The organism is Phyllobacterium endophyticum, assembly GCF_003010935.1.
GTDB lineage: Bacteria > Pseudomonadota > Alphaproteobacteria > Rhizobiales > Rhizobiaceae > Phyllobacterium > Phyllobacterium endophyticum.
The window spans coordinates 163,457-185,401 of the sequence record NZ_PGGN01000004.1 but is presented as its reverse complement, the minus strand read 5'-3'; the positions used below and the strand labels follow the sequence as shown (position 1 = coordinate 185,401).

The following is a 21,945-nucleotide window of genomic DNA, read 5'->3' as shown; positions in this document are numbered from 1 at the left end:
TCAGCTTCCGATCCTGCCATAGCCGCCCGGCGTCGGCGTCGTCACGATGACGGCTTCACCTGCCTCGAGCACAGTCTGGTCGCAGGCTCCCAATATGTCGACCCTGCCATCGATGCGTCGAACCTCGGTCTTGCCAACTTCACCACTGCCGCCGCCATCGAGGCCTTCGGGCGGGCGGTTGCGATGGGATGAGAGGATGGAGCAATCCATACGTTCGAGAAACCGGATAGTTCGCTCGGTACCATCGCCTCCCGGCAACTTGCCGCGGCCGCCGGTGCCCTCGCGGACGTGGAAATCCTCAAGCAGGACCGGGAACCGCATTTCCAGTATCTCCGGGTCGGTGAGGCGCGAATTCGTCATGTGGGTGTGAACACCGGGTGTTCCGGAGAATCCCCTCCCATTGTTGAAACGACCGGCTGGCGAACCTGAACAGATGGTCTCGTAATATTGATACTTGTCATTGCCGAAGGTCAGGTTGTTCATTGTCCCTTGCGCATTCGACATCGCTCCCAAAGCCGAGAACAACGCGTTGGTGACGTGTTGGGACGTCTCCACATTGCCCGCCACGACTGCGGCAGGGTAGCTTGGCTTGAGCATCGACCCGTCGGGAATGACGATGTCGATCGGCCGCAGGCAGCCAGCATTCATCGGGATCGCGTCCTCAACCATGACGCGGAACACATAAAGCACCGCCGCGCGCGCTACGGGTTCAGGTGCATTGAAGTTGTTCTTCATGACAGGCGATGTGCCCGTGAAATCGACTGTCGCCCGGCGTGCCGTCTTGTCCACGCTTATCTTGACCTTGATGATCTGTCCCGTGTCGGTCGCGTAGGAACATTCCGAATGTTCCGGCAGACGGTCGAGAACGTTGCGAACGCTCTCGGCGGCGTTGTCCTGGACATGCCCCATATAGGCCTCGACGACGTCCAGACCGAAATGAGCGATCATCTTCCTGAGTTCATTGACGCCTTTTTCATTGGCGGCGATCTGCGCCTTCAGGTCCGCGATGTTCTGGTGAACGTTGCGCGCGGGCCATGGATGGTCGGTCAAAAGTTCTGTCAGTTCTTTCTCGCGGAAGCGGCCGCGCTCAACAAGTCGGAAATTGTCGATCAGAACCCCTTCTTCATCCACTGTCGTTGCAAGTGGCGTCATCGAGCCAGGCGCCGACCCACCGATGTCAGCGTGGTGACCCCGGGAGGCCGTGTAAAACAGAATTGTCCTGCCCGTCTCGTCGAAGACCGGGGTAACGACGGTAATATCGGGAAGGTGCGTGCCGCCATTATAGGGTGCATTGAGCGCGAAGACGTCACCCGGGTGAATATCGCCCTCGTTGAGCTTGATGATCGTTTCGACCGAACGATCCATTGAACCGAGATGGACCGGCATATGCGGTGCATTTGCAACCAGCGCGCCATTGCGATCGAAAACCGCACAAGAAAAATCGAGCCGCTCCTTGATATTGACGGAATAGGCGGTGTTTTGCAGCGTCACACCCATCTGTTCGGCAATTGACATGAACAGATTGTTGAACACTTCCAGCATGATCGGGTCGGCCTGCGTACCGAGAGCAGCGGCGCGGGCCTTCTTTTCGATCCGGCGCATCAGAACATGGTTTAGCGGCGTGATTTCCGCCTGCCAGCCTGGCTCCACAACAATTGTCTGGTGTGTCTCGATGATCAGGGAAGGGCCCTTGATCCTGTGTCCGGGTTTGAGTTTCGCGCGTTGGAACGTGAGCGCATTGTGGAACGCGCCCCCGGAGTAGAGCTTGCAGGTTTCATCAGCGTCGGGCACCGAACTGTCTCGATGTTCCTCGCTTTCAACCTGGTTGTGCCCTCGACTGTCTGAGCCCTCGACCCCGACAGCTTCGACGACGATATGCTTGTTGTCGTAAATGAAACCAAACTGCGCCTTGTGTGCCGCTTCAAACGCGGTTCGTGCCTCATCGATGGAGAAATTACTGAAATCGACCGGGATCGTCGTGTCGGTGCCATCATAGCGGAGATGAAGGATAGGGCGTGAAGTAACGTATTCCTGCGGCACGCCCTGTCCGGTGATTTCGATGGTAACAGCGTCGGCGAGACGGTCCGACAGCCGCCGTATCTCGCGGAGTGTCTCCAGGGACAACGCTTTCACCAAAGCCTGCTGGCGCGAGGCAAAGATGGAGGACAATCCGATCCCGTACGCCGAGAGCAGACCGGAGAACGGATGTATGAGCACGGCTTCCATGCCAAGCGCATCGGCAACAAGACAAGCATGTTGGCCTCCGGCGCCGCCGAAACAGTTGAGGAGATACCGGGTAACGTCGTAGCCGCGCTGCACGGAGATCTTTTTCACGGCGTTCGCCATGTTTTCGACGGCAATGGTGACGAAGCCTTCGGCAACCTCTTCCGGTGTTTTCCCATCGCCTATTTCAGAGGCGAGCGCAGCGAACTTCCGTGCCACTATTTCGCGGTCCAGGCGTTCATCCTGGCCCGGGCCGAATATCGCTGGAAAATATTTAGGCCGCAACTTACCGAGCATGACATTGGCATCAGTCACGGCCAGGGGCCCGCCGCGTCGATAACACGCCGGACCTGGATTGGCCCCGGCTGAATCGGGCCCAGCCTGGAAACGACCAGCGCTGTAATGCAGGATGGAGCCCCCGCCCGCCGCTACCGTATGGATGCGCATCATGGGCGCGCGGATGCGAACCCCCGCGACTTCCGTATCAAAGGCGCGTTCGTAATCGCCCTCGAAATGTGCGACATCCGTCGAAGTGCCGCCCATGTCAAAGCCGATCACCTTGTCGAAGCCGGCAAGCTTTGCTGTTTCAACCATGCCGACGACCCCGCCAGCCGGACCCGAAAGAATGGCATCCTTGCCTTGAAACAAATCTGCCGCCGTCAGACCTCCGGAAGACATCATGAAGGAAAGGCGCGGGCCGCCACCGGAGTTGGCCGCGATGCCGAGCTCCCGCGCGACCTGCTCGACATACCGACGCAGGATAGGGGAGAGATACGCGTCGACGACTGTGGTGTCGCCGCGTCCGACGAGCTTGGCGAGTGGTGAGACTTCATGGCTGACCGAAACCTGACCGAAGCCCAGTTCGCGTGCGACCCGGGCTGCCGTCTGTTCGTGTTCGGGGTAGTTCCAGGCATGCATGAAGACAATGGCAACTGCATCTATGCCGGAGCTCTTGATTTCCGCCAGCTCGGCGCGGATTTGTTCCAAATCAGGGCATATTTCCACCGTGCCGTCTGATCGCACACGCTCCCCGACTTCGACCACTCGCTCGTATAATTGTTCGGGAAGAATAATCTCCTTGGCGAAAATATCGGGCCGCGCCTGATAGGCGATCTTCAGCGCGTCCCGAAAGCCTTTGGTGATGACGAGTGCGGCTCTGTCACCCTTGCGCTCCAGCAGAGCATTCGTTGCGACGGTTGTTCCCATCCTGACCTCGCCAATGCGACGGGAGGGTATAGGGTCAGCCTTTTCGACGCCAAGAAGCTCGCGGATGCCCTGGATAGCGGCGTCCTTATAAGCTTCCGGATTTTCGGAAAGGAGCTTGTGTGCTAGCAGGCGCCCTCCAGGATCACGTGCGATAATATCGGTGAACGTCCCGCCGCGATCGATCCAGAAGTCCCATTTTTCGCTCATTTATCCGCTCGGCCTCAAAATTGGTAATGCGCAAGATATCAACTGGCGACAATAGACAGGCGGGGCGGACAAGTGCAATCGGCCCCGGCGTTGGGCTCGAATTTTCTGTAGTGAACGTGTTATCCACACGCGAATTGCCGGGAACCGAAAACAAACTCCACCTTCGCCTTATTTTCGATAAGGTGGATACGAGGGGCAACTGCGACTTGTGGAGAGGACATCATGAAAAACAGGATTATCGTTTCGCTGGCGGCGGTTTCGCTTCTGGCGCTGGCCGGATGTGGCGAAAGCGAGCAGAAATCGGAACCGGCTCCGGCAAAGGTTGAGCAGCCAGCACCTGCACCCGCTCCGGCTGCACCAGCGGCGACTGCCACGCCAGAGCCGGCGCCTGCGACACCGATGAACGCTGACGAGACCTTGACCAAGATCAAGGAGCAGGCAGCGACCATGACGCCCGAGCAGAAGCAGGCCGCCGTCGCGACCGCCCGAAAGGCGGCTGAGGATGCGGCAACGGCAGCTGGTCAGACACCCGAGCAGGCCAAGGCTGCTGCGGATTCTGCGGAAAAAACCATCAAGGACGCGCTCGGGGTCCAGTAAAAGAGCGCAGGCAAACGGCCAGCCTGGCTGCTGGCCGTTTCTCCATTGCTTCCGACTTCCTGCGTCAACCCGTCCCGCCAAAACTGCTTTTGTCTTGCGATATCTCTCTCGCATTTGCGAAAGAATTTGAATAAAACGGGCATATGTCGATTTGGCGCCGCATCAGCGATTTCATTACCAGTACAGCGATCGATGCCTTTTCGAGCGTCATCGAAGCTGTGCGAACTACATTCGAAGGCGATCCGGAAACGCGGCGGCGGGTGGCATTTTCCATTGCAATGATTGCGTTGTCGGCCAAGATGGCGAAGGCCGATGGTGTGGTGACGCAAGTCGAAATCAACGCTTTCAACGACATCTTCGACGTACCCCAACAATATCAGGGTCAGGTTACGCGCCTCTATAATCTCGCCAAGCAGGACGTGGCTGGTTACGAGGCCTATGCCGCTCAACTGGCCTCTCTGTGCGGCTCAGGCCAGCGCAATTGCAAGATGCTCGAGGACATCCTTGATGGGCTCTTTCACATTGCCAAATCTGACGGCGCTTTGCACGACAAAGAACTGATATTTCTTGGCACTGTTGCTGAGATTTTCGCACTTGATGAGGAAGAGTTCGACAGAATTCTCGCCCGCCATGTCGGTCGCGGCCAAGCTGATCCATATGTGGTTCTCGGCTTGCCGCGCGATGTCAGCTTTGAAACCGCACGCAGGCAATATCGGACGCTGGTTCGCGAGAACCACCCGGATATGCTCATCGCGCGCGGTGTTCCCGAAGAATTCATTGCCATAGCCAATCACCGCATAGCCGCAATCAACGCGGCCTGGGATCGCGTCGAGAAAGATCTCAAGGCGTTCGAGCCCGTATGAGCGCGTTCAAGCCTGATCATCCGGGTGCCGATGTTCACGCTTCGCCAAATTTCGGCCCGCGCAGGGAGGGGAAACGCCCTTCCATCGTCGTCCTGCATTATACCGGCATGGAGACCGGCACGGCGGCGGAGAGCTGGCTGGCGAATCCGCTCAGTGAGGTGTCGGCACATTACGTCGTTCACGAAGGAGGGCGTATCGTGCAGATGGTTCCAGAGAACGAACGCGCATGGCATGCGGGGCAGAGCTCATGGAAAGGGGAGGCAGACATCAACTCCTCTTCGATCGGGATCGAGATCGTCAATGGCGGACCGCTTCTCGACTTTCCGCAGTTTCCCGATCAGCAAATCGATGCGGTGATTGACCTCTGCAAGGGGATAATCTCCCGTCACGCGATACGACCGGAGAATGTTCTGGCGCATTCGGATATTGCCCCGGGGCGCAAGATCGATCCAGGCGAGAGGTTTCCGTGGTCGACCCTCTATGATGCAGGCGTCGGCCATTGGGTAGCGCCGTCGCCGGTGCGCGGCGGACGTTTCTTTTCACTCGGTGATGAAGGGCAGCCGGTCGAAGCCCTGCAGTCTCTGCTCGCGCTATATGGCTATGACGTTCCCATCGACGGGGTGTTCGGAGCATCGACACAATTGGGCGTTTTAGCCTTTCAGCGCCACTTTCGCGTCCAGAAGGTCGATGGAGTCGCGGACGTGTCAACCGTCGAGACCCTGCACAGGCTGCTTTCGGAGCTTCCGGGTTTCGCTCGATAAACTATTGAGTCGAAAAGGCTTTTTCGAATCACTTTGTGCATTGCAGCATATATATTTCAATGGGTTACACAAAGTTATTTGGTCCATCAATATTCGGCTGCATTGCGCCGTCAAATCCTAGCTCCAGTGTTCCGGGCATGGCCCTTGTGCTTTGTGGGTACGGAACGATCCTGGCGCGCACGTTCGTGCGGCTCAAGCTTCTAGACGGAAAACGATGACAAAAAATTTTGGTATGATTTTCGCCCTCCTTGGGGCGATGGCTTTCTACGGCTCGAATTCAGCAGCTGCTGCTCCGAAGGAACCAACGAACCTGGCTGACTATATCAAGGTAAAGCGCGCGGAGGCTGCAAAAGTGCAAGCTGCGAGCAAGTCTGCGAAATCGGTGCGCGCAAAGGACCCGGTCAAGCGCAGCGTGGCAAAAGCTCCGGCCACGAAGAAAGTTGCGTCAAAGGCGCAGCGGGTAAACAGGAAGGCTTCGACATACAAGCGTCCGGTGGTTCAGGCGAAAGCTCGCGTCAAGACTGTTGTGCGAAACGAAACGATCAACCGTGTTGATACGATGACCACGGGCAGCGTCGCTTCTGCAAAGCCGTCGACCAATTATTCGACGATCATCAGCTCCTATGCTTCGTCCTATGGCGTTCCAGTTGCCTTGGCAAATGCCGTCGTGAGGGTCGAGAGCAATTATCGTCCCGATATGACCGGAAGCGCTGGTGAAATCGGGCTGATGCAGATCAAGCTCGAAACGGCACGCGGCCTTGGTTATACCGGTTCGCGTCAGGCGCTCTATCATCCGGAAACCAACATCCGCTGGGGCATGAAATATCTTGCCGGTGCGCACAAGCTCGGCAATGGTACAACCTGCGGTACGATCTTGCGCTACAATGCGGGTCATGGCGCAACGCGGATGAATCCGATCTCCGCAAATTATTGCAGCAAGGTAAAACTGCAAATGGCTGCCATGTGAGGTTGGGACTAGTCTTCCCAGGGGCATATTCCGGCTGACTCCCTTTTTTTATTGCGTTTTCTTTCTGAAGCGCATTTATACGGGTCGCCAGCTGGCCGGGCAGCCGCGCATGTCATACGCCGAAAGGCGGCATGTGAGGAAAGTCCGGGCTCCATGGAAACACGGTGCCGGATAACGTCCGGCGGGGGTGACCCCAGGGAAAGTGCCACAGAAAGGAAACCGCCCCGTCTTTCGTTGCGCCGCATACGGTTCGCGTGGGACGCAAGGAATGACGGGGTAAGGGTGAAAGGGTGGGGTAAGAGCCCACCGCGCAACTGGTAACAGGGGCGGCATGGCAAACCCCACCGGGAGCAAAACCGAATAGGGACGGCGTGCCGGGCGAAAGCCCGGCGATCAGTTTCCGGGTCAGTCGTCCGGGTGGGTTGCAGGAGGCGGGTGGCGACATCCGTCCAAGATGAATGGCTGCCGCGCTGGATGAAGATCCAGCCATACAGAACCCGGCTTACAGGCCAGCTGGCAATTTCAACAGACCGATTTCGCGGCGCTTGTCCGGTACCCCGGGCATGAACGCCCTTACAACTTGATGAAGAGTCCTAACCCTTCATTAAGCTTAATGAGCGATAAATTCAGAATCGCCGGTAGTGTGCTGAAATCGCGGCTCATTCCCATCTTACACCTCGTAATCCCATTGACGCCCATAGTGCCCCATGATATCGATCGGTTTCATCAGTAGCGTTCAGTCGAGACGGTGTTTCCCGAAATACGATTTGGCATGCAAGGCCTGGCATTCGGATCAGTTTGCCGGCGCTCGAACTCCTGTTGGCAGTGCTCGTCCTTCGATTCAATCGATGCTCCGGGCAGAACTGAAGATGGCAGATGCCCCGAAGATCGACGTGATAGGGGCGGAAACGGCGGTATTGGATTTTGAACCGGTTCCTCGGACATGTAACGAACAAGATCGATGCAAAGGGGCGGGTTTCCGTCCCGGCGCACTTTCGTTCGATAATCCAGACGGCCGGTCATACGGAACTTTACGCCCTTCGTTCCCTGCATCTGCCGGCGCTCGATGCGGGTGGTCCGGAACTTCTGACACGATTCGACAAGCGTCTGGACAGCGAGGATCCCTTCGCGGAAACGTCGGACGACATGTCGTTCTATCTTCACGCGGATGGGGGATTTCTGAAGCTGGACGGGGATGGACGGATAACGGTTACAGATTTCATGCGCGAGCATACGGGCATTTCGTCGGACGTGACGTTCGCGGGTGCCAACACACATTTTCAGATGTGGCACCCGGACAAGTTCGAAGCGCACCGGGCAAAGGTCCGGCAGCGCCTGGCGGAAAAGCGTCGCCAGGAAAACGTGCACGCGGGGAACAGCTGATGCCGGAATCTCCACATGCGAGCGATGGCCGCCACATTCCTGTCCTGCTCGACGAGGTGATTGCGGCACTCCAGCCGGAGAAGGGTCAGCGGATCATCGATGGAACGTTCGGCGCCGGCGGCTATACCAGGCGTATTCTTGAAACCGGAGCTTTCGTCACGGCTGTTGATCGCGACCCTTCGGCTATCGAGGCCGGTCGTGCGATGGAGAATGAATTTGCCGGTCGGCTGACCCTTGTACAGGGTACATTCTCGACGCTGGATCAGGTGGCGTTGCTTGGCGCGCCCGACGGTATCGTCCTGGATATTGGTGTCTCGTCCATGCAGATCGACGAGGCCGAGCGCGGCTTTTCGTTCCAGAAGGATGGCCCGCTCGACATGCGCATGTCGAGCTCTGGTCCAAGCGCTGCCGATGTGGTCAATCGTCTGAAGATCGGCGACCTGGCGCGCATTTTCAACTTTCTCGGCGAGGAGCGTCATGCCGGGCGCATTGCCCGCATGATCGACAAGCGCCGTACCGCCGAGCCATTCACCCGCACACGCGATCTCGCCAATGCGATTGAAGCACTGGTTGGCAGAAATCCGAAGGTGCCGATCCATCCTGCGACGCGGGTATTCCAGGCTTTGCGCATTTTCGTCAATGATGAGCTTGGGGAACTGGTGCGTGCGTTGCACGCCGCCGAACGCGTCCTGAAACCCGGTGGCCGGCTTGTTGTCGTCACGTTCCATTCGCTGGAAGACCGCATTGTCAAACGCTTTTTCTCGGATCGTTCGGGTGCGGGCGGGGGATCACGTCATCTGCCCCAGCGCGACCAGCGGCTTGCAAGCTTCACGCCTGTCGGCAAGGGAGTTGTCATACCCGCAGAGGACGAGGCCCTTCGCAACCCGCGCGCCCGCTCTGCCAAGCTGCGTGCAGGCATCCGCACCGTAAATCCTGCGCTGGCGGAGGATCATGCAATCTATGGCCTGCCAAATCTTCCTGTGTTCATCGAAACGGCGAGGAACTGATCCGTGCTGCGTACCTTCGACATAATATTGATAGGGCTGATGATCCTTGCGGCCGCCGTGACCTACAAGATCAAGCACGATGCCGAAAAGCAGATGACACAGGTCACCCGGCTGCAGCGTATGATAACCGATGAACGAGATACGATCGACCTGCTAAAGGCCGATTGGAGCCTCTTGACCCAACCGAACCGTCTGCAAAAACTCGTCGAGACGTTTCAGGGCCAGCTCGATCTGCAGCAGGTGGAAGCGCAGCAGATCGTTAGCCTTGACGAGTTGCCGCAGCCGAAGCCCGCCTCGCTTGATCTCGATGATGCAGCGAACATCATCACCGAGGCAAATGCAGGTGACACGATCAAGCCGGACACGACGGTTACGGGCAGTGTCGCAAAGCCGAAACCCGTCACGAAGAAGGTTGAGGCGGCAGCGCCGAAGCCTGTCAAACGGGTAGTTTCGAATGCAACCCCTAAGAGCGTGGGGCTCTATTGATGACTGCGACCTGGATCAAACGGAAGAAAACCGAACTGGAAACAGTCAAAGCCCCCGCGTTCGCGCTGGATGCCAGGAAGAAGAAATCCGGCAATCGCGCCCGCAATCGTGTCGTCATGGCCATAGCTTGTTTCGTCGGCATATATGGGATCATCGGCGGGCGGCTCGTTTATTACGGAATGCAGGAAGACACGACGGGCTATAATGGTCCGACCGGAGCCGTGCTCGCGTCGCGCCCCGATATCCTCGACCGTAATGGCGAGGTCCTTGCCACCGACATCAAGACAGCATCGCTCTATGCCGAACCTCGCAAGATTGTCGATCCGGATGAAGCGATAGAGCTGCTTTCGACGGTTCTGCCCGATCTCAACTTCGAACAGACCTATAGCCGCCTCAAGAGCGGGACAGGATTCGCCTGGCTGAAGCGCGGAATGACACCGCAGCAAAAGAGCCAGATCATGGCGCTGGGCATTCCGGGCATAGGGTTTCGCACGGAGAAGTCGCGCTTCTATCCCGGTGGCCCCACCGCCTCGCACATCCTTGGCCTCGTCAATATCGACAACCAGGGTACTGCCGGCATGGAAAAGTACATCGACGAGCAGGGGCTGTCGGATCTGCGCGATGTCGGCCTTGCCGACAGCCGGTCGCTTGAACCGGTGAAATTGTCCATCGATCTGCGGGTCCAGCATGTCGTCCGCGATGTCGTGGTGACCGCCATGCAGAAATACCGGGCAATTGCCGCCGGTGCCGTGGTGCTCAACATTCACACGGGCGAAGTGCTTGCGATGGCCTCTGCGCCAGACTTCGATCCCAACAATCCGTTCAACGTGTTGGACAAAGATCACCTCAACCGCATGTCTGCTGGAACATATGAGATGGGCTCCACCATCAAGAGTTTTACGACGGCGATGGCGCTCGATTCTGGTAAGGTGAATCTGCAAAGTACTTTCGACGCGAGGCGCCCGATCACCATAGGTCGCCAGACGATCCGCGATTTCCACGGGAAGAATCGTATCCTGACAATGCCGGAAGTGTTCATCTATTCTTCGAACATCGGCTCCGCGAAGGAGGCGGACGTTGTTGGTATCGAAGGACACCGTGAATTCCTGCATCGCATGGGTCTGCTTGATCGGATGCAGACGGAATTGCCCGAGGTCGCCCGTCCGATGGAGCCGAAGGTCTGGAAGAAAGTGCATTCCATTACCATTGCCTTCGGTCATGGCATGGCAACGACGCCCCTGCAGACGGCAGTCGGCGCGGCTGCATTGATGAATGGCGGCAAGCTGATCCAGCCGACGTTCCTTCCTCGCACGATCGATGAGGCAAGCAAGGTTGCAAAGCAGGTCGTCAGCGAGAAGACCAGCGAGGATATGCGCTATCTCTACCGGCTCAACAGTGAGACGGGTTCGGGCGGCTCAGGCTCTCGCGCCAATGTCAAAGGCTATCGGGTTGGCGGCAAGACCGGTACGGCCGAAAAGGTTATCAACGGACGCTATTCGAGCGATGTTCGCTTCAACGCCTTCGTCGCAGCATTTCCGATCGACAAGCCGGAATATGTGGTTTTGACCATTATCGATGAGCCCAAGGCGGAGGAAGGCAAAGTTGGTGCGACCGCTGGTTTCAATGCGGCGCCGATGGTTGCAGATATCATTCGCAGGTCCGCTTCATTCCTGGGGGTACAGCCTGATTTCCGCGAAGAACAAGAATCCGCTCCATTGATGGTAAACTTTGACCAATAACCTAGCGAAACGCGAATCAACGGGTCGTGTTTTCGGCAGTTTTCAAGTGAAGATGAGTCCAGTCCGGCCATGAAACTGAAAGATCTGAACGGCATTCCCGCCCTGGCCATCTCCGAACTCGGAGATAAGAACATCCGTGGCCTTACGTCGGATTCCCGTCAGGTCGAGCGTGGTTTCCTGTTCGCGGCATTGAAAGGCTCTAAGGCCGACGGTGTGGCCTATGCTGCTGATGCGGCTGCGCGGGGAGCGGCTGTCATCGTAGCGTCGCGAGGGGCGAAGCTTGGCAATATTTCCGTGCCGATCATCTACGTCGATGACGCTCGCCGGACGTTGGCTCTGGCTGCTGCCAGCTTCTACAAGGCGCAGCCCGACGTCATGGTTGCCATCACGGGCACGAGCGGCAAGACATCGGTCGCTTCTTTTACGCGTCAGATCTGGGCGCAGGCGGGCTTTGCCTCCGCCAGTATCGGCACGACAGGGGTCGTTTCGCCGAAGCGCGATGACTATGGCTCGCTGACGACACCGGACCCGGTCGAACTCCACAAATTGCTCCGGGAACTCGTCGACGAGGGCGTCACGCATGCGGCGATGGAAGCGTCGTCGCATGGTCTGGACCAGCGTCGGCTGGACGGTGTCAGGCTCTCGGCAGGTGCCTTCACCAATCTCGGCCGCGACCATATGGATTATCATGCGACCGTGGATGAATATCATGCGGCCAAGCTGCGCCTGTTCAGAGAGCTTCTGCCGAAGGGTTCGCCCGCAATCATCTTTGCGGATGATCCGTTTTCCAAAGCGACTATCGCCGCTGCCACTGACGCCGGTTGCTTGGTTTTGACCGTTGGTCGAAAGGGCGATTTCATTACGGTTAAACGCGTCGAGCACGAGCGCTTCCGCCAGCACGTCGAAGTCCACATTGCCGGTGAGATCTTTGAGATTACCCTGCCGCTTGCTGGCGATTTCCAGGTTGCCAACGGACTTGTTGCGGCGGGACTGGCGATCGCCACCGGTGTTCCCGCGGCAGCAGCCATGCGCGGCCTCGAGCGCCTTAAAGGTGCGCCGGGGCGGCTTGATCTTGTTGGCGCGACTGAAGATGGCGCGCCTGCGTATGTAGACTATGCCCACAAACCCGATGCGCTCGAAAACGTGCTGACGTCGGTTCGCCCGTTCACGACCGGCCGCGTTATCGTCGTTTTCGGTTGTGGAGGTGATCGTGACAAGGGCAAGCGCCCGATGATGGGCGAGATCGCAACGCGTCTGGCGGATGTGGTCATCGTGACCGATGACAATCCTCGTTCCGAAGTGCCCGCCACGATCAGAGCCGAGATTTTGGCCGCGGCCCCCAGTGCCCGGGAGATTGCCGATCGCCGCGAAGCAATCCATGAAGCCGTCGCCATGATGAAAACCGGCGACACGCTGATTGTTGCGGGAAAGGGGCACGAGGAGGGCCAAACCATCGGCGACATCGTACTCCCGTTCTCGGACCATGTTGAAGTTGCCGAGGCCCTGAAGGCGCGGCTGGCTCGGGAGAAGGGTGCATGAGCCTGCTCTGGACTTCCGATTCTATGGTCGAGGCCATGAATGGGCGGCCCGTCGGAAGATTGCCCGAGGGGATCACAGGGATATCCATCGATACGCGAACCCTGCAACCGGGCGAAGCGTTCTTTGCCATAAAAGGCGACGCACTGGACGGCCATGACTATGCGACCGCTGCCGTGGCCGCTGGCGCTGCGCTGCTCGTCGTCGCCGAAGCGAAGCTGCCTGCGCTCGGCAAATTGAAGGTGCCGATGATTGTCGTTGACGACGTATTGGCCGCCATGACCCGGTTGGGCATCGCCTCGCGGCAGCGTTCGCATGCGCAGATCATCGCCGTCACAGGATCGGTCGGCAAGACAACGACCAAGGAAGCGCTGCGTCACGTCCTTGCACAGGCCGGAAAAGTCCATGCCTCGGTTGCGTCCTTCAATAATCATTGGGGTGTGCCGCTGACGCTCGCGCGCATGCCGGCGGACACCGATTACGGTGTTTTTGAAATCGGCATGAACCATGCGGATGAAATCCGCCCGCTCGTCAAGATGGTTCGCCCGCACGTTTCCTTGATCACATTGATTGCGCCAGCGCATCTCGGACACTTCCGGAACCTGCAGGAAATCGCCGTCGCCAAGGCTGAAATATTCGAAGGACTTGTGCCAGGCGGCTATGCATTGCTCAACCGCGACGACAAGCACTTCAAACTTTTGGAGAAGCTGGCTGTCGACGCGGGTGTCGAGCACATCAAGACCTTCGGCGAGAACGCGCGTGCCGATTATCGCCTGATAAAGCTGAAGCTCCACGATGGATGCTCTTGCCTGACGGCCCGTCTCGCCGGCGAGGAGGCGGTCGTCAAGATCGGAGCGCCGGGCAGGCATATCGTGCAAAATGTTCTGGCCGTTCTGGGCGCCGCGCATCTGACCGGCGCAGACATGGCCAAAGTGACATTGGCGCTTGCGTCCCTGCGTCCGGAAAGCGGTCGCGGCGCACGCCACTCGCTTGAAGTTCCCGGTGGTACATTCACGCTAATCGACGAGAGCTACAATGCCAACCCAGCCTCTATGCGCGCTGCAATCGAGCTTCTGGCGGCTGCAACGCCCCAAGGCAAAGGGCGTCGCATAGCCGTGCTTGGCGATATGCTGGAACTTGGCAAGCAGGCCCCCAAGCTCCATGCGGATATTTCCTCGGTGATCCTTGCCAATCCTATCAACATGGTTTTTCTCGGCGGACCCGAAATGGCGGCTCTGAAGGCGGCCATGCCGGTTGAATTTCATGCCGAATACAGGCAGAGCGTAGACGAATTGCAACCGCAATTGCTGAACACGATCCGGGCGGGGGATGTGATCATGGTCAAGTCGTCCAAGGGGACCGGCTTCGCGCAGATCGTGAAAACGCTCTTGCAGAAATACAACACCGTAGAGCCTCTCGGTCCTGCCGAGTAGTTTGCGGTCATGGGGAATTAGCTAAATGCTCTACTATCTCGCCGGTCTGGCGGAACATATCCAGATTCTCAACGTGTTCCGCTACATCACGTTCAGGACCGGCGGCGCGCTGATCACATCTGCGCTGATTGTCTTCCTCTTCGGGCCACGCATCATCGACTCTTTGCGCATCCGACAGGGGCGTGGCCAGCCGATCCGTGCAGATGGCCCGCAGACACATTTCAAGAAGGCCGGCACCCCGACCATGGGCGGACTGATGATCATGACGGGTATCGTCCTGTCGTCCCTGCTTTGGGCAAACTGGTCGAACGTCTATGTGTGGATCGTTCTGCTGGTCGCGCTGTTCTTCGGGGCGATCGGTTTCTACGACGATTACCTCAAGGTCAGCAAACAGTCGTTCAAAGGCTTCTCCGCCCGCGCGCGCCTTGGCATCGAGTTCCTGGTCGCTGCCATTGCCGGGCTCGCGATCATGCGCGCGGGGCAGGAGCCGTTTTCGTCATCGCTGACCTTTCCGTTTGCCAAGGAATTCATCCTCAATCTCGGTATTTTCTTCATTCCTTTCGCCGCCTTCGTCATGGTCGGCGCAGGCAATGCCGTGAATTTCACCGATGGTCTGGACGGTCTGGCCACCGTACCGGTGATGATTGCCGCCGCCTCGTTCGGGGTGATCGCTTATCTCGCCGGTAACGCGATTTTTGCGGATTATTTGCAAATCCATTTCACACCTGGCACGGGCGAGCTCGCCGTGGTTCTCGGTTCCGTCATCGGCGCGGGTCTCGGCTTTCTCTGGTTCAACGCCCCCCCAGCGGCCATTTTCATGGGTGACACCGGGTCGCTGGCGCTTGGCGGGCTCATCGGTGCCGTTGCCGTCGCTACCAAGCACGAGATCGTCCTTGCAATCATCGGTGGCGTATTCGTCATGGAGGCGATGTCAGTGATCATTCAAGTGGCATCGTTCAAGATGACAGGCAAGCGCGTCTTCCTGATGGCGCCGATCCACCACCATTTCGAAAAGAAGGGCTGGACCGAGAGCCAGGTGGTGATCCGCTTCTGGATCATCGCCGTGATCCTGGCGCTCATCGGCCTTTCCACACTGAAACTCCGGTAGGCGTCCGCATGATCATCGCCCACTCCATGAAGGACAAGACCGTCGCGCTCTTCGGGCTCGGCGGTTCGGGCATTGCGACGGCACAGGCGATTGCCGCTGGCGGAGCGAGCGTGATCGCCTGGGATGACAATCCGGAGAGCGTGGCGCGCGCGAACAGTGCTGGTATCAAGACCGCTGACCTCAGGCAGGTTGACTGGAGGGCGTTTTCGTCCTTCGTCCTGTCGCCCGGCGTGCCTCTTACTCATCCTCGCCCGCATTGGACCGTCGATCTGGCACGGGCCGCCGGCGTCGAGATAATCGGAGATGTCGAGCTCTTTGTGCGCGAGCGCAATCTTGCGAACAAGAACAGCCCGTTCATTGCGATTACCGGCACCAACGGTAAGTCGACGACCACGGCGCTGATCGCTCATATCATCAAGTCCTCAGGACGCGATATGCAGCTTGGAGGCAATATAGGCACCGCGGTGATGACATTGCAGCCTCCTGCAGACGGTCGCGTCTATGTGGTTGAGTGTTCCTCGTACCAGATCGATCTAGCACCTTCGCTCAACCCCACGGCCGGTATCCTGCTAAACCTGACGCCGGATCACCTCGACCGCCATGGCACGATGCAGCATTACGCCGAGATCAAGGAACGTCTCGTTGCCGGAAGCGACACCGCCATCGTCGGTTGCGATGACAGTTTTTCGGCTGCAATCGGCGACCGCCTGGAGCGGACAGGTAAATCCGTCATCCGCATCTCAAAACGAATGCAGATAGCCAACGGATATTTCGCAGAAGGTACCGAGTTGCTATTTGCAAAGAACGGCGACAGAACGGTCGTCGGGTCGCTTGCGGGCATAGGGTCGCTACGCGGCGAACACAATGCGCAAAATGCATTGGCGGCCTTCGCCGCCTGCCGCGCGGTCGGCCTTTCAAGGGAAGAAATCAATTCCGGATTGAGAACGTTTCCGGGCCTTGCCCATCGCATGGAACAGGTGGCACGACTGGGCAATACCTTGTTCGTCAACGACTCCAAGGCGACGAATGCCGAAGCTGCGGCGCCGGCGCTTTCGTCTTTTCCGCGCATTTACTGGATTGCAGGGGGACTACCCAAAGAAGGCGGCATCGCTTCGCTATCCGGCTTCTTCCCGCGCATTGCCAAGGCCTATCTGATTGGTGAAGCAGCGCCGCAATTTGCGGCCACGCTCGGCGACGCCGCACCATTCGAGATATCCGGCACAATCGGCGCGGCGGTTGATCATGCCGCTCGCGACGCGGCCCGCGATGGCACGAGCGAGCCGGTGGTCCTGCTCTCGCCTGCCTGCGCCAGTTTCGATCAGTTCCAGAACTTTGAAAAACGCGGCGAAGCATTCCGCTCCGCCGTTCTCGCGCTTGAGGGCGTTGTACCAATCGGGGGTTCTCATAATGGTTAGTCGCGTTGACCGTGGTCCTGTCGCCGACTGGTGGTGGACAATCGATCGTTTTCTTCTTGCCGCCTGCCTCGCGCTCATGGGACTTGGCATTTTGCTGTCCTTTGCGGCAAGCCCCGCGGTAGCCGAGCGTATTGGCCTCGACAGTTTCCATTTCGTCAAGCGGCAGACACTGTTCATGGTACCGGCGGTGATGGTGATGTTTGCTGTTTCCTTCATGGCGCCGAAGACTATCCGCCGCTTTGCCATGATCATGCTGGGTATTTCGCTGGTGGCCATGGTCGGCGCTCTGTTTTTCGGTATTGAAGTCAAGGGCGCAAGGCGCTGGGTCTCTCTCGCTGGCATTTCAATCCAGCCGTCGGAGTTCATGAAACCCGCCTTCGTCATCATCTGCGCGTGGCTGTTTGCCGAAAACGAGCGCCGTAAGGATATACCGGGCAATTTCTTCGCCATGGTCCTGTTTGCCGTTGTCGCCGCATTGCTGGTTGCACAGCCGGATCTTGGACAAACGATCCTGACCGCCGTCACCTGGGGCGCGATGTTCTTCATGGCCGGCGTACCCTGGTTCTGGATCATCCTCCTTGGTGTGATGGCAGTTGGCGGTTTCTTCGGAGCCTACACGGTGTTCCCGCACGTGGCGGGCCGTATCGACCGCTTCATGACCGGCGAAGGTGATACATTCCAGGTAGATGCTGGACGTGAGGCGATTGTCCGGGGTGGCTGGTTCGGCCAGGGACCGGGCGAGGGAACGATCAAGCGCATTATTCCCGATAGCCACACCGACTTTATCTTTTCCGTGACGGCCGAAGAATACGGCATCGCCCTCTGTCTGCTCATCGTGCTGATCTTTGGCTTCATCGTCATCCGCGGCTTGTCGATTGCGCTAAAAGAGCGCGATGATTTCACCCGGCTTGCGGTTTCAGGCCTGGTCATTCTGTTCGGCTTCCAATCGATCATCAATATCTCCGTCAATCTGCACCTGATGCCGGCGAAAGGAATGACCTTGCCATTCATCTCCTACGGCGGTTCATCCTTGATCGCAGTGGCGATTTCGACAGGGCTTCTCCTTGCGCTCACGCGCCGCCGCCCCGAGGCCCGCCGCTCGGCAACGCTCGCCAATTCGAAAATGCACTCTATGGCCGGCGCGACCTGATCCATGCCGAAGGGGGTCATTTTTCTTGCCGCCGGGGGGACTGGCGGACACCTGTTTCCGGCCGAAGCGCTGGCGTATGAATTGATCGCGCGCGATTGGGAAATTCATCTGGTAACCGATGACCGCGCCCGGCGGTTCACCAGCTCTTTTCCCGCGGAGAAGATTCATGTCGTGAGGTCTGCGACGATAGCCGGGCGTAATCCGGTGGCGCTGGCGCGGACCTTCTGGACCCTGTGGCTGGGCAATCTCGATTCCCGTAAAATTTTCCGGGCGATGAAGCCGAAGCTGGTCGCCGGGTTTGGCGGCTACCCAACGTTGCCGCCGCTATATGCAGCGAGCGGCATGGGGATACCGACGCTCGTGCACGAGCAGAACGCTGTGATGGGCCGCGCCAACAAGGCCCTTGCACCTAGGGTCAATGCGATCGCAGGCGGTTTCCTGTCAGATACTGGCTCATTGTCGCAAAAGATAATCACCACCGGCAACCCGGTGCGGCCGGCCGTTCTGGCGGAGGTCGGCAAAGCCTACAAGGCTTCACAGGCACACCAGCCATTCCATTTTCTCGTTTTTGGAGGCAGCCAGGGCGCACAATACTTTTCCACCGCCGTTCCCGCGGCCATCGAACTGCTGGCGCCGGAACTTCGGGAACGTCTCTTCCTGACTCAGCAAGCCCGTGCCGAAGATGAGTCGCACGTTCGCTCCGCCTATCAATCACTAGGCATCAAGGCAGACGTCGCGCCGTTCTTCGTTGATATGCCACACCGCATTGCGGAATCACATTTCATCCTGTCCAGGTCCGGGGCGTCCACTGTTTCAGAAATAGCCGCAATAGGCCGGCCCGCTATTCTTGTGCCATTCCCGCATGCACTCGATCATGATCAGGCGGCGAATGCAGCGGCACTCCAGGCTGCCGGCGGAGCAGAGGTCGTCAAACAGTCCGACCTTTCGCCCGAGCGAATTGCGTCTATTCTGACGAGCGCGATGAGCGAACCCACAAGACTGGCGTTTGTTGCGGAAAAGGCGCGCGCCACGGGCAAACCTGAGGCCACGAGGTTGCTTGCCGACCTTGCAGAAGCTATTGCCTCCGGTCAACGGATTGAAGATTTCAAAAAAGGAGTGCGTCCATGAAGATGCCGCTCAACATCGGCCTTGTTCATTTTATCGGTATCGGCGGTATCGGCATGAGTGGAATCGCCGAAGTCCTGCATAATCTCGGCTACGACGTTCAGGGTTCGGACCAGGCCGATAGCGCCAATGTGCAACGTCTGCGCGAGAAAGGCATCGAGGTCTATGTGGGCCACAAGGCCGAGAACATTGGCGAAGCCGAGGTCGTTGTTGTCTCGACAGCTATCAAGAAGTCCAATCCTGAACTGATAGCGGCTCGCGAGAAGCTGCTCCCTGTCGTGCTCCGGGCGGAGATGCTGGCTGAACTGATGCGCTTTCGCAAGGCAGTTGCCATCGGAGGCACCCACGGCAAGACGACAACGACCTCGATGGTCGCAGCGCTCCTCGACGCCGGCAAGATCGATCCAACCGTGATCAATGGCGGCATTATCAACGCCTATGGCACGAACGCGCGCATGGGCGAGGGCGACTGGATGGTCGTCGAAGCGGACGAAAGCGACGGTACATTCTTGAAGCTTCCCGCCGATGTTGCAGTCGTCACCAACATCGATCCCGAGCATCTCGACCATTATGGTACCTTCGACAGGGTTCGTGAGGCGTTCCGGCAATTCGTGGAAAACGTGCCGTTCTACGGCTTCGGCGTCATGTGTCTCGATCATCCGGAAGTACAGTCGCTGGTGTCGCGTATCGAAGATCGCAGGGTCATCACATATGGCGAAAATCCGCAGGCCGATGTTCGTTTCGTCAATCTCGTCGTCGATGGAGCGGCCTCGCGTTTCGATGTTCACATTGCCAAGCGCAAGACGGGCGGGATCACCGAGATCACCGGCCTGCGTTTGCCGATGCCCGGGCGCCACAACGTTTCCAATGCGACGGCCGCGATTGCCGTAGCGCATGAGCTCGGCATATCGGCTGAGGATATCAAGAGCGGCCTTTCCTCGTTCGGCGGCGTCAAGCGTCGCTTCACCCACACCGGTTCGTGGAACGGTGTGGAGATATTCGATGACTATGGCCATCATCCCGTTGAAATAAAAGCCGTGCTGCGCGCGGCACGGGATTCCGCCAGGGGCCGCGTCATCGCCGTCGTGCAACCGCATCGTTACACACGCCTCGCGAGCCTGTTCGACGAGTTCGCTGCCTGTTTCAACGACGCCGACACGGTCATCCTGGCCCCGGTCTATGCAGCCGGGGAGGATCCGATCGAAGGGATCAGCTCGCAGGAACTGGTTGCACGCATCAAAACCGCCGCGCATCGCGACGCTCGTTATATCAGCGGGCCACAAGATGTTGCGCCTTTGATTGCCGAGATCGCCAAACCGGACGATTTCGTGATTTTTCTTGGTGCTGGCAATATCACGCAGTGGGCATATGCCTTGCCAAAGGAACTCGCAGCGCTCTAGATTTGGCGGTTGCCCACAGGGCCGGAGCGCCGGAAGGAAAACATGTCTTCACTCGTCGATGGCGAAGCCCTGCTGAAGAAGCTTGGAGATCGATTGTCCGGTCTCCGGGGCCGGCTGACGCCCAATATGAGCATGGAAAAAGTCACGTGGTTTCGTGCTGGCGGCCCGGCTGAAGTCATGTTCCAGCCGGCCGATGAAGAAGATTTGTCGGCCTTCCTCAAGGCCGTACCTGAGGAATATCCGATCCAGACCGTTGGAATTGGTTCAAATCTTCTGGTGCGCGATGGCGGCATTCAGGGTTTCGTGGTTCGCCTGTCGGCCAAGGGCTTCGGCGAAGTGGAGCGTGTTGGCGAAATGCAGTTGCGAGCGGGAAGCGCCACGCCGGATAAGCGCGTGGCGGCGGCAGCCCTCGATGCAGGCATCGCAGGTTTCCATTTCTATCATGGTATTCCCGGAGGCATCGGCGGCGCTCTTCGTATGAACGCAGGCGCCAATGGCGTCGAAACGCGCGAGCGGGTGGTGGAAGTGCGAGCGCTCGATCGGAGCGGCGAACTCCGCATTCTTTCCAATGCCGACATGGGCTATGCCTATCGCCATTCAGGAGCGGCCAGCGACCTGATCTTCACCTCGGCTCTTTTCGAGGGCGTGCCGGGCGACCGAGGGGAAATCCAGTCGGCGATGGATGCCGTGCAGCACCACCGCGAAACAGTGCAGCCCATCCGCGAAAAGACCGGCGGTTCGACGTTCAAGAATCCGGAGGGTTCGTCCGCGTGGAAAGAGATCGACAAGGCAGGCGGGCGCGGACTGATGATTGGCGGCGCGCAGATGTCTCCGATGCATTGCAATTTCATGATCAACACAGGTACTGCCTCAGGTCATGATCTGGAGACGCTCGGCGAAACCATCCGCTCACGGGTGGTGCAGAATTCCGGTATTCGCCTGCATTGGGAAATAAAGCGCCTCGGCGGTTTCCGCCCCGGTCAGGAAGTGCATGAGTTCATGGGGCAATTGCTGTAGCAGCCAGTTGTTAGATACCAGGAAAAGCCTGATGTCCAAAAACACTCCATTTCACCAGGCGACCACTTGAGTGAATTTATCGACGACGATGTATCGCGCGGCAGGTTCGCGCCTGCAAGCGAAGTCGTCAGGCCGGGCTCCGACTACTCGAAGAGCACGAATTGAAAATTCAGGCCCTGCGGTCTGCGCTGATCGAAGGAGAGGCGAGCGGGTCTTCCGGTGAAATCGACTTCGGCTCTTTTATCGAAGGCCAGCGCCTCCTCCTGACACAATTTTTTACCTGAAATTCCATTGTTGAATCATTGGGGACTTGTCAGCGAAT

Annotated in this window: 16 protein-coding genes, 1 other RNA gene and 2 pseudogenes; 18 read left to right on the top strand and 1 reads right to left on the bottom strand. The window is 58.3% G+C overall.

The features are described 5' to 3' along the window. Complete coding sequence (locus CU100_RS19115) at positions 1-3,636, bottom strand: hydantoinase B/oxoprolinase family protein (protein ID WP_106718198.1); 3,636 nt, start codon at positions 3,634-3,636, stop codon at positions 1-3. Positions 3,637-3,858: 222 nt separating this feature from the next. Between CU100_RS19115 and CU100_RS19110 the strand changes: the two genes are divergently transcribed. From CU100_RS19110 to CU100_RS19025, 18 genes and pseudogenes are all read left to right on the top strand, one after another. Next, the gene (locus tag CU100_RS19110) at positions 3,859-4,233 is read left to right on the top strand and encodes a hypothetical protein (protein WP_106718197.1); all 375 of its coding nucleotides are present in this window, start codon (positions 3,859-3,861) and stop codon (positions 4,231-4,233) included. A 143-nt stretch (positions 4,234-4,376) separates the two neighbouring features. Further along, on the top strand, positions 4,377-5,096 hold the full coding sequence (locus CU100_RS19105) for a J domain-containing protein (RefSeq protein WP_106718196.1): 720 nt from the start codon (positions 4,377-4,379) through the stop codon (positions 5,094-5,096). After that, positions 5,093-5,857, top strand: a complete 765-nt coding sequence (locus tag CU100_RS19100; protein WP_106718195.1) for a peptidoglycan recognition protein family protein — start codon at positions 5,093-5,095, stop codon at positions 5,855-5,857. The genes CU100_RS19105 and CU100_RS19100 overlap by 4 nt, the downstream gene beginning before the upstream one ends. Positions 5,858-6,071: 214 nt before the next feature. Then, entirely contained in the window at positions 6,072-6,824 is a 753-nt protein-coding gene (locus CU100_RS19095) for a lytic transglycosylase domain-containing protein (protein ID WP_106718194.1), read from the top strand. An 87-nt stretch (positions 6,825-6,911) separates the two neighbouring features. Continuing rightward, an RNA gene (gene rnpB / locus CU100_RS19090) (RNase P RNA component class A) lies at positions 6,912-7,345 on the top strand. Positions 7,346-7,748: 403 nt separating this feature from the next. Continuing rightward, the gene (mraZ, locus tag CU100_RS19085; RefSeq protein ID WP_106718193.1) at positions 7,749-8,207 is read left to right on the top strand and encodes a division/cell wall cluster transcriptional repressor MraZ; all 459 of its coding nucleotides are present in this window, start codon (positions 7,749-7,751) and stop codon (positions 8,205-8,207) included. Beyond that, the gene (gene rsmH, locus CU100_RS19080; protein WP_106718192.1) at positions 8,207-9,214 is read left to right on the top strand and encodes a 16S rRNA (cytosine(1402)-N(4))-methyltransferase RsmH; all 1,008 of its coding nucleotides are present in this window, start codon (positions 8,207-8,209) and stop codon (positions 9,212-9,214) included. The genes mraZ and rsmH overlap by 1 nt, the downstream gene beginning before the upstream one ends. A 3-nt stretch (positions 9,215-9,217) precedes the next feature. Beyond that, on the top strand, positions 9,218-9,700 hold the full coding sequence (gene ftsL, locus CU100_RS19075) for a cell division protein FtsL (RefSeq protein WP_183635437.1): 483 nt from the start codon (positions 9,218-9,220) through the stop codon (positions 9,698-9,700). A 77-nt stretch (positions 9,701-9,777) separates the two neighbouring features. After that, a pseudogene (locus CU100_RS19070) lies at positions 9,778-11,439 on the top strand (peptidoglycan D,D-transpeptidase FtsI family protein); the annotation flags it as partial. A gap of 69 nt (positions 11,440-11,508) precedes the next feature. Further along, positions 11,509-12,978 (top strand): UDP-N-acetylmuramoyl-L-alanyl-D-glutamate--2,6-diaminopimelate ligase, encoded by a 1,470-nt coding sequence (locus CU100_RS19065; protein WP_106718190.1) that lies wholly within the window; start codon positions 11,509-11,511, stop codon positions 12,976-12,978. Continuing rightward, positions 12,975-14,408, top strand: a complete 1,434-nt coding sequence (locus CU100_RS19060; RefSeq protein ID WP_106718189.1) for a UDP-N-acetylmuramoylalanyl-D-glutamyl-2,6-diaminopimelate--D-alanyl-D-alanine ligase — start codon at positions 12,975-12,977, stop codon at positions 14,406-14,408. The genes CU100_RS19065 and CU100_RS19060 overlap by 4 nt, the downstream gene beginning before the upstream one ends. Before the next feature lie 25 nt (positions 14,409-14,433). Next, the gene (mraY, locus tag CU100_RS19055; RefSeq protein ID WP_106718188.1) at positions 14,434-15,516 is read left to right on the top strand and encodes a phospho-N-acetylmuramoyl-pentapeptide-transferase; all 1,083 of its coding nucleotides are present in this window, start codon (positions 14,434-14,436) and stop codon (positions 15,514-15,516) included. Between the two features lie 8 nt (positions 15,517-15,524). After that, positions 15,525-16,931, top strand: coding sequence for a UDP-N-acetylmuramoyl-L-alanine--D-glutamate ligase (gene murD, locus CU100_RS19050; RefSeq protein WP_106718187.1), 1,407 nt, complete (start codon positions 15,525-15,527; stop codon positions 16,929-16,931). Beyond that, positions 16,924-18,081, top strand: coding sequence for a putative lipid II flippase FtsW (ftsW, locus tag CU100_RS19045; protein WP_106718186.1), 1,158 nt, complete (start codon positions 16,924-16,926; stop codon positions 18,079-18,081). Before murD ends, ftsW begins: the two co-directional genes overlap by 8 nt. Before the next feature lie 3 nt (positions 18,082-18,084). Beyond that, entirely contained in the window at positions 18,085-19,209 is a 1,125-nt protein-coding gene (murG, locus tag CU100_RS19040; protein WP_106718185.1) for an undecaprenyldiphospho-muramoylpentapeptide beta-N-acetylglucosaminyltransferase, read from the top strand. After that, positions 19,206-20,606: a UDP-N-acetylmuramate--L-alanine ligase gene (gene murC, locus CU100_RS19035; RefSeq protein ID WP_106718184.1), complete on the top strand. Its 1,401-nt coding sequence runs from the start codon at positions 19,206-19,208 to the stop codon at positions 20,604-20,606. Before murG ends, murC begins: the two co-directional genes overlap by 4 nt. A 42-nt stretch (positions 20,607-20,648) precedes the next feature. Further along, a complete protein-coding gene (gene murB / locus CU100_RS19030; protein ID WP_106718183.1) occupies positions 20,649-21,623 on the top strand; it encodes a UDP-N-acetylmuramate dehydrogenase in 975 nt (324 codons plus the stop codon). A gap of 48 nt (positions 21,624-21,671) precedes the next feature. Next, positions 21,672-21,907, top strand: a pseudogene (locus tag CU100_RS19025) (type II toxin-antitoxin system ParD family antitoxin). The last annotated feature ends 38 nt before the right edge of the window (positions 21,908-21,945 follow it).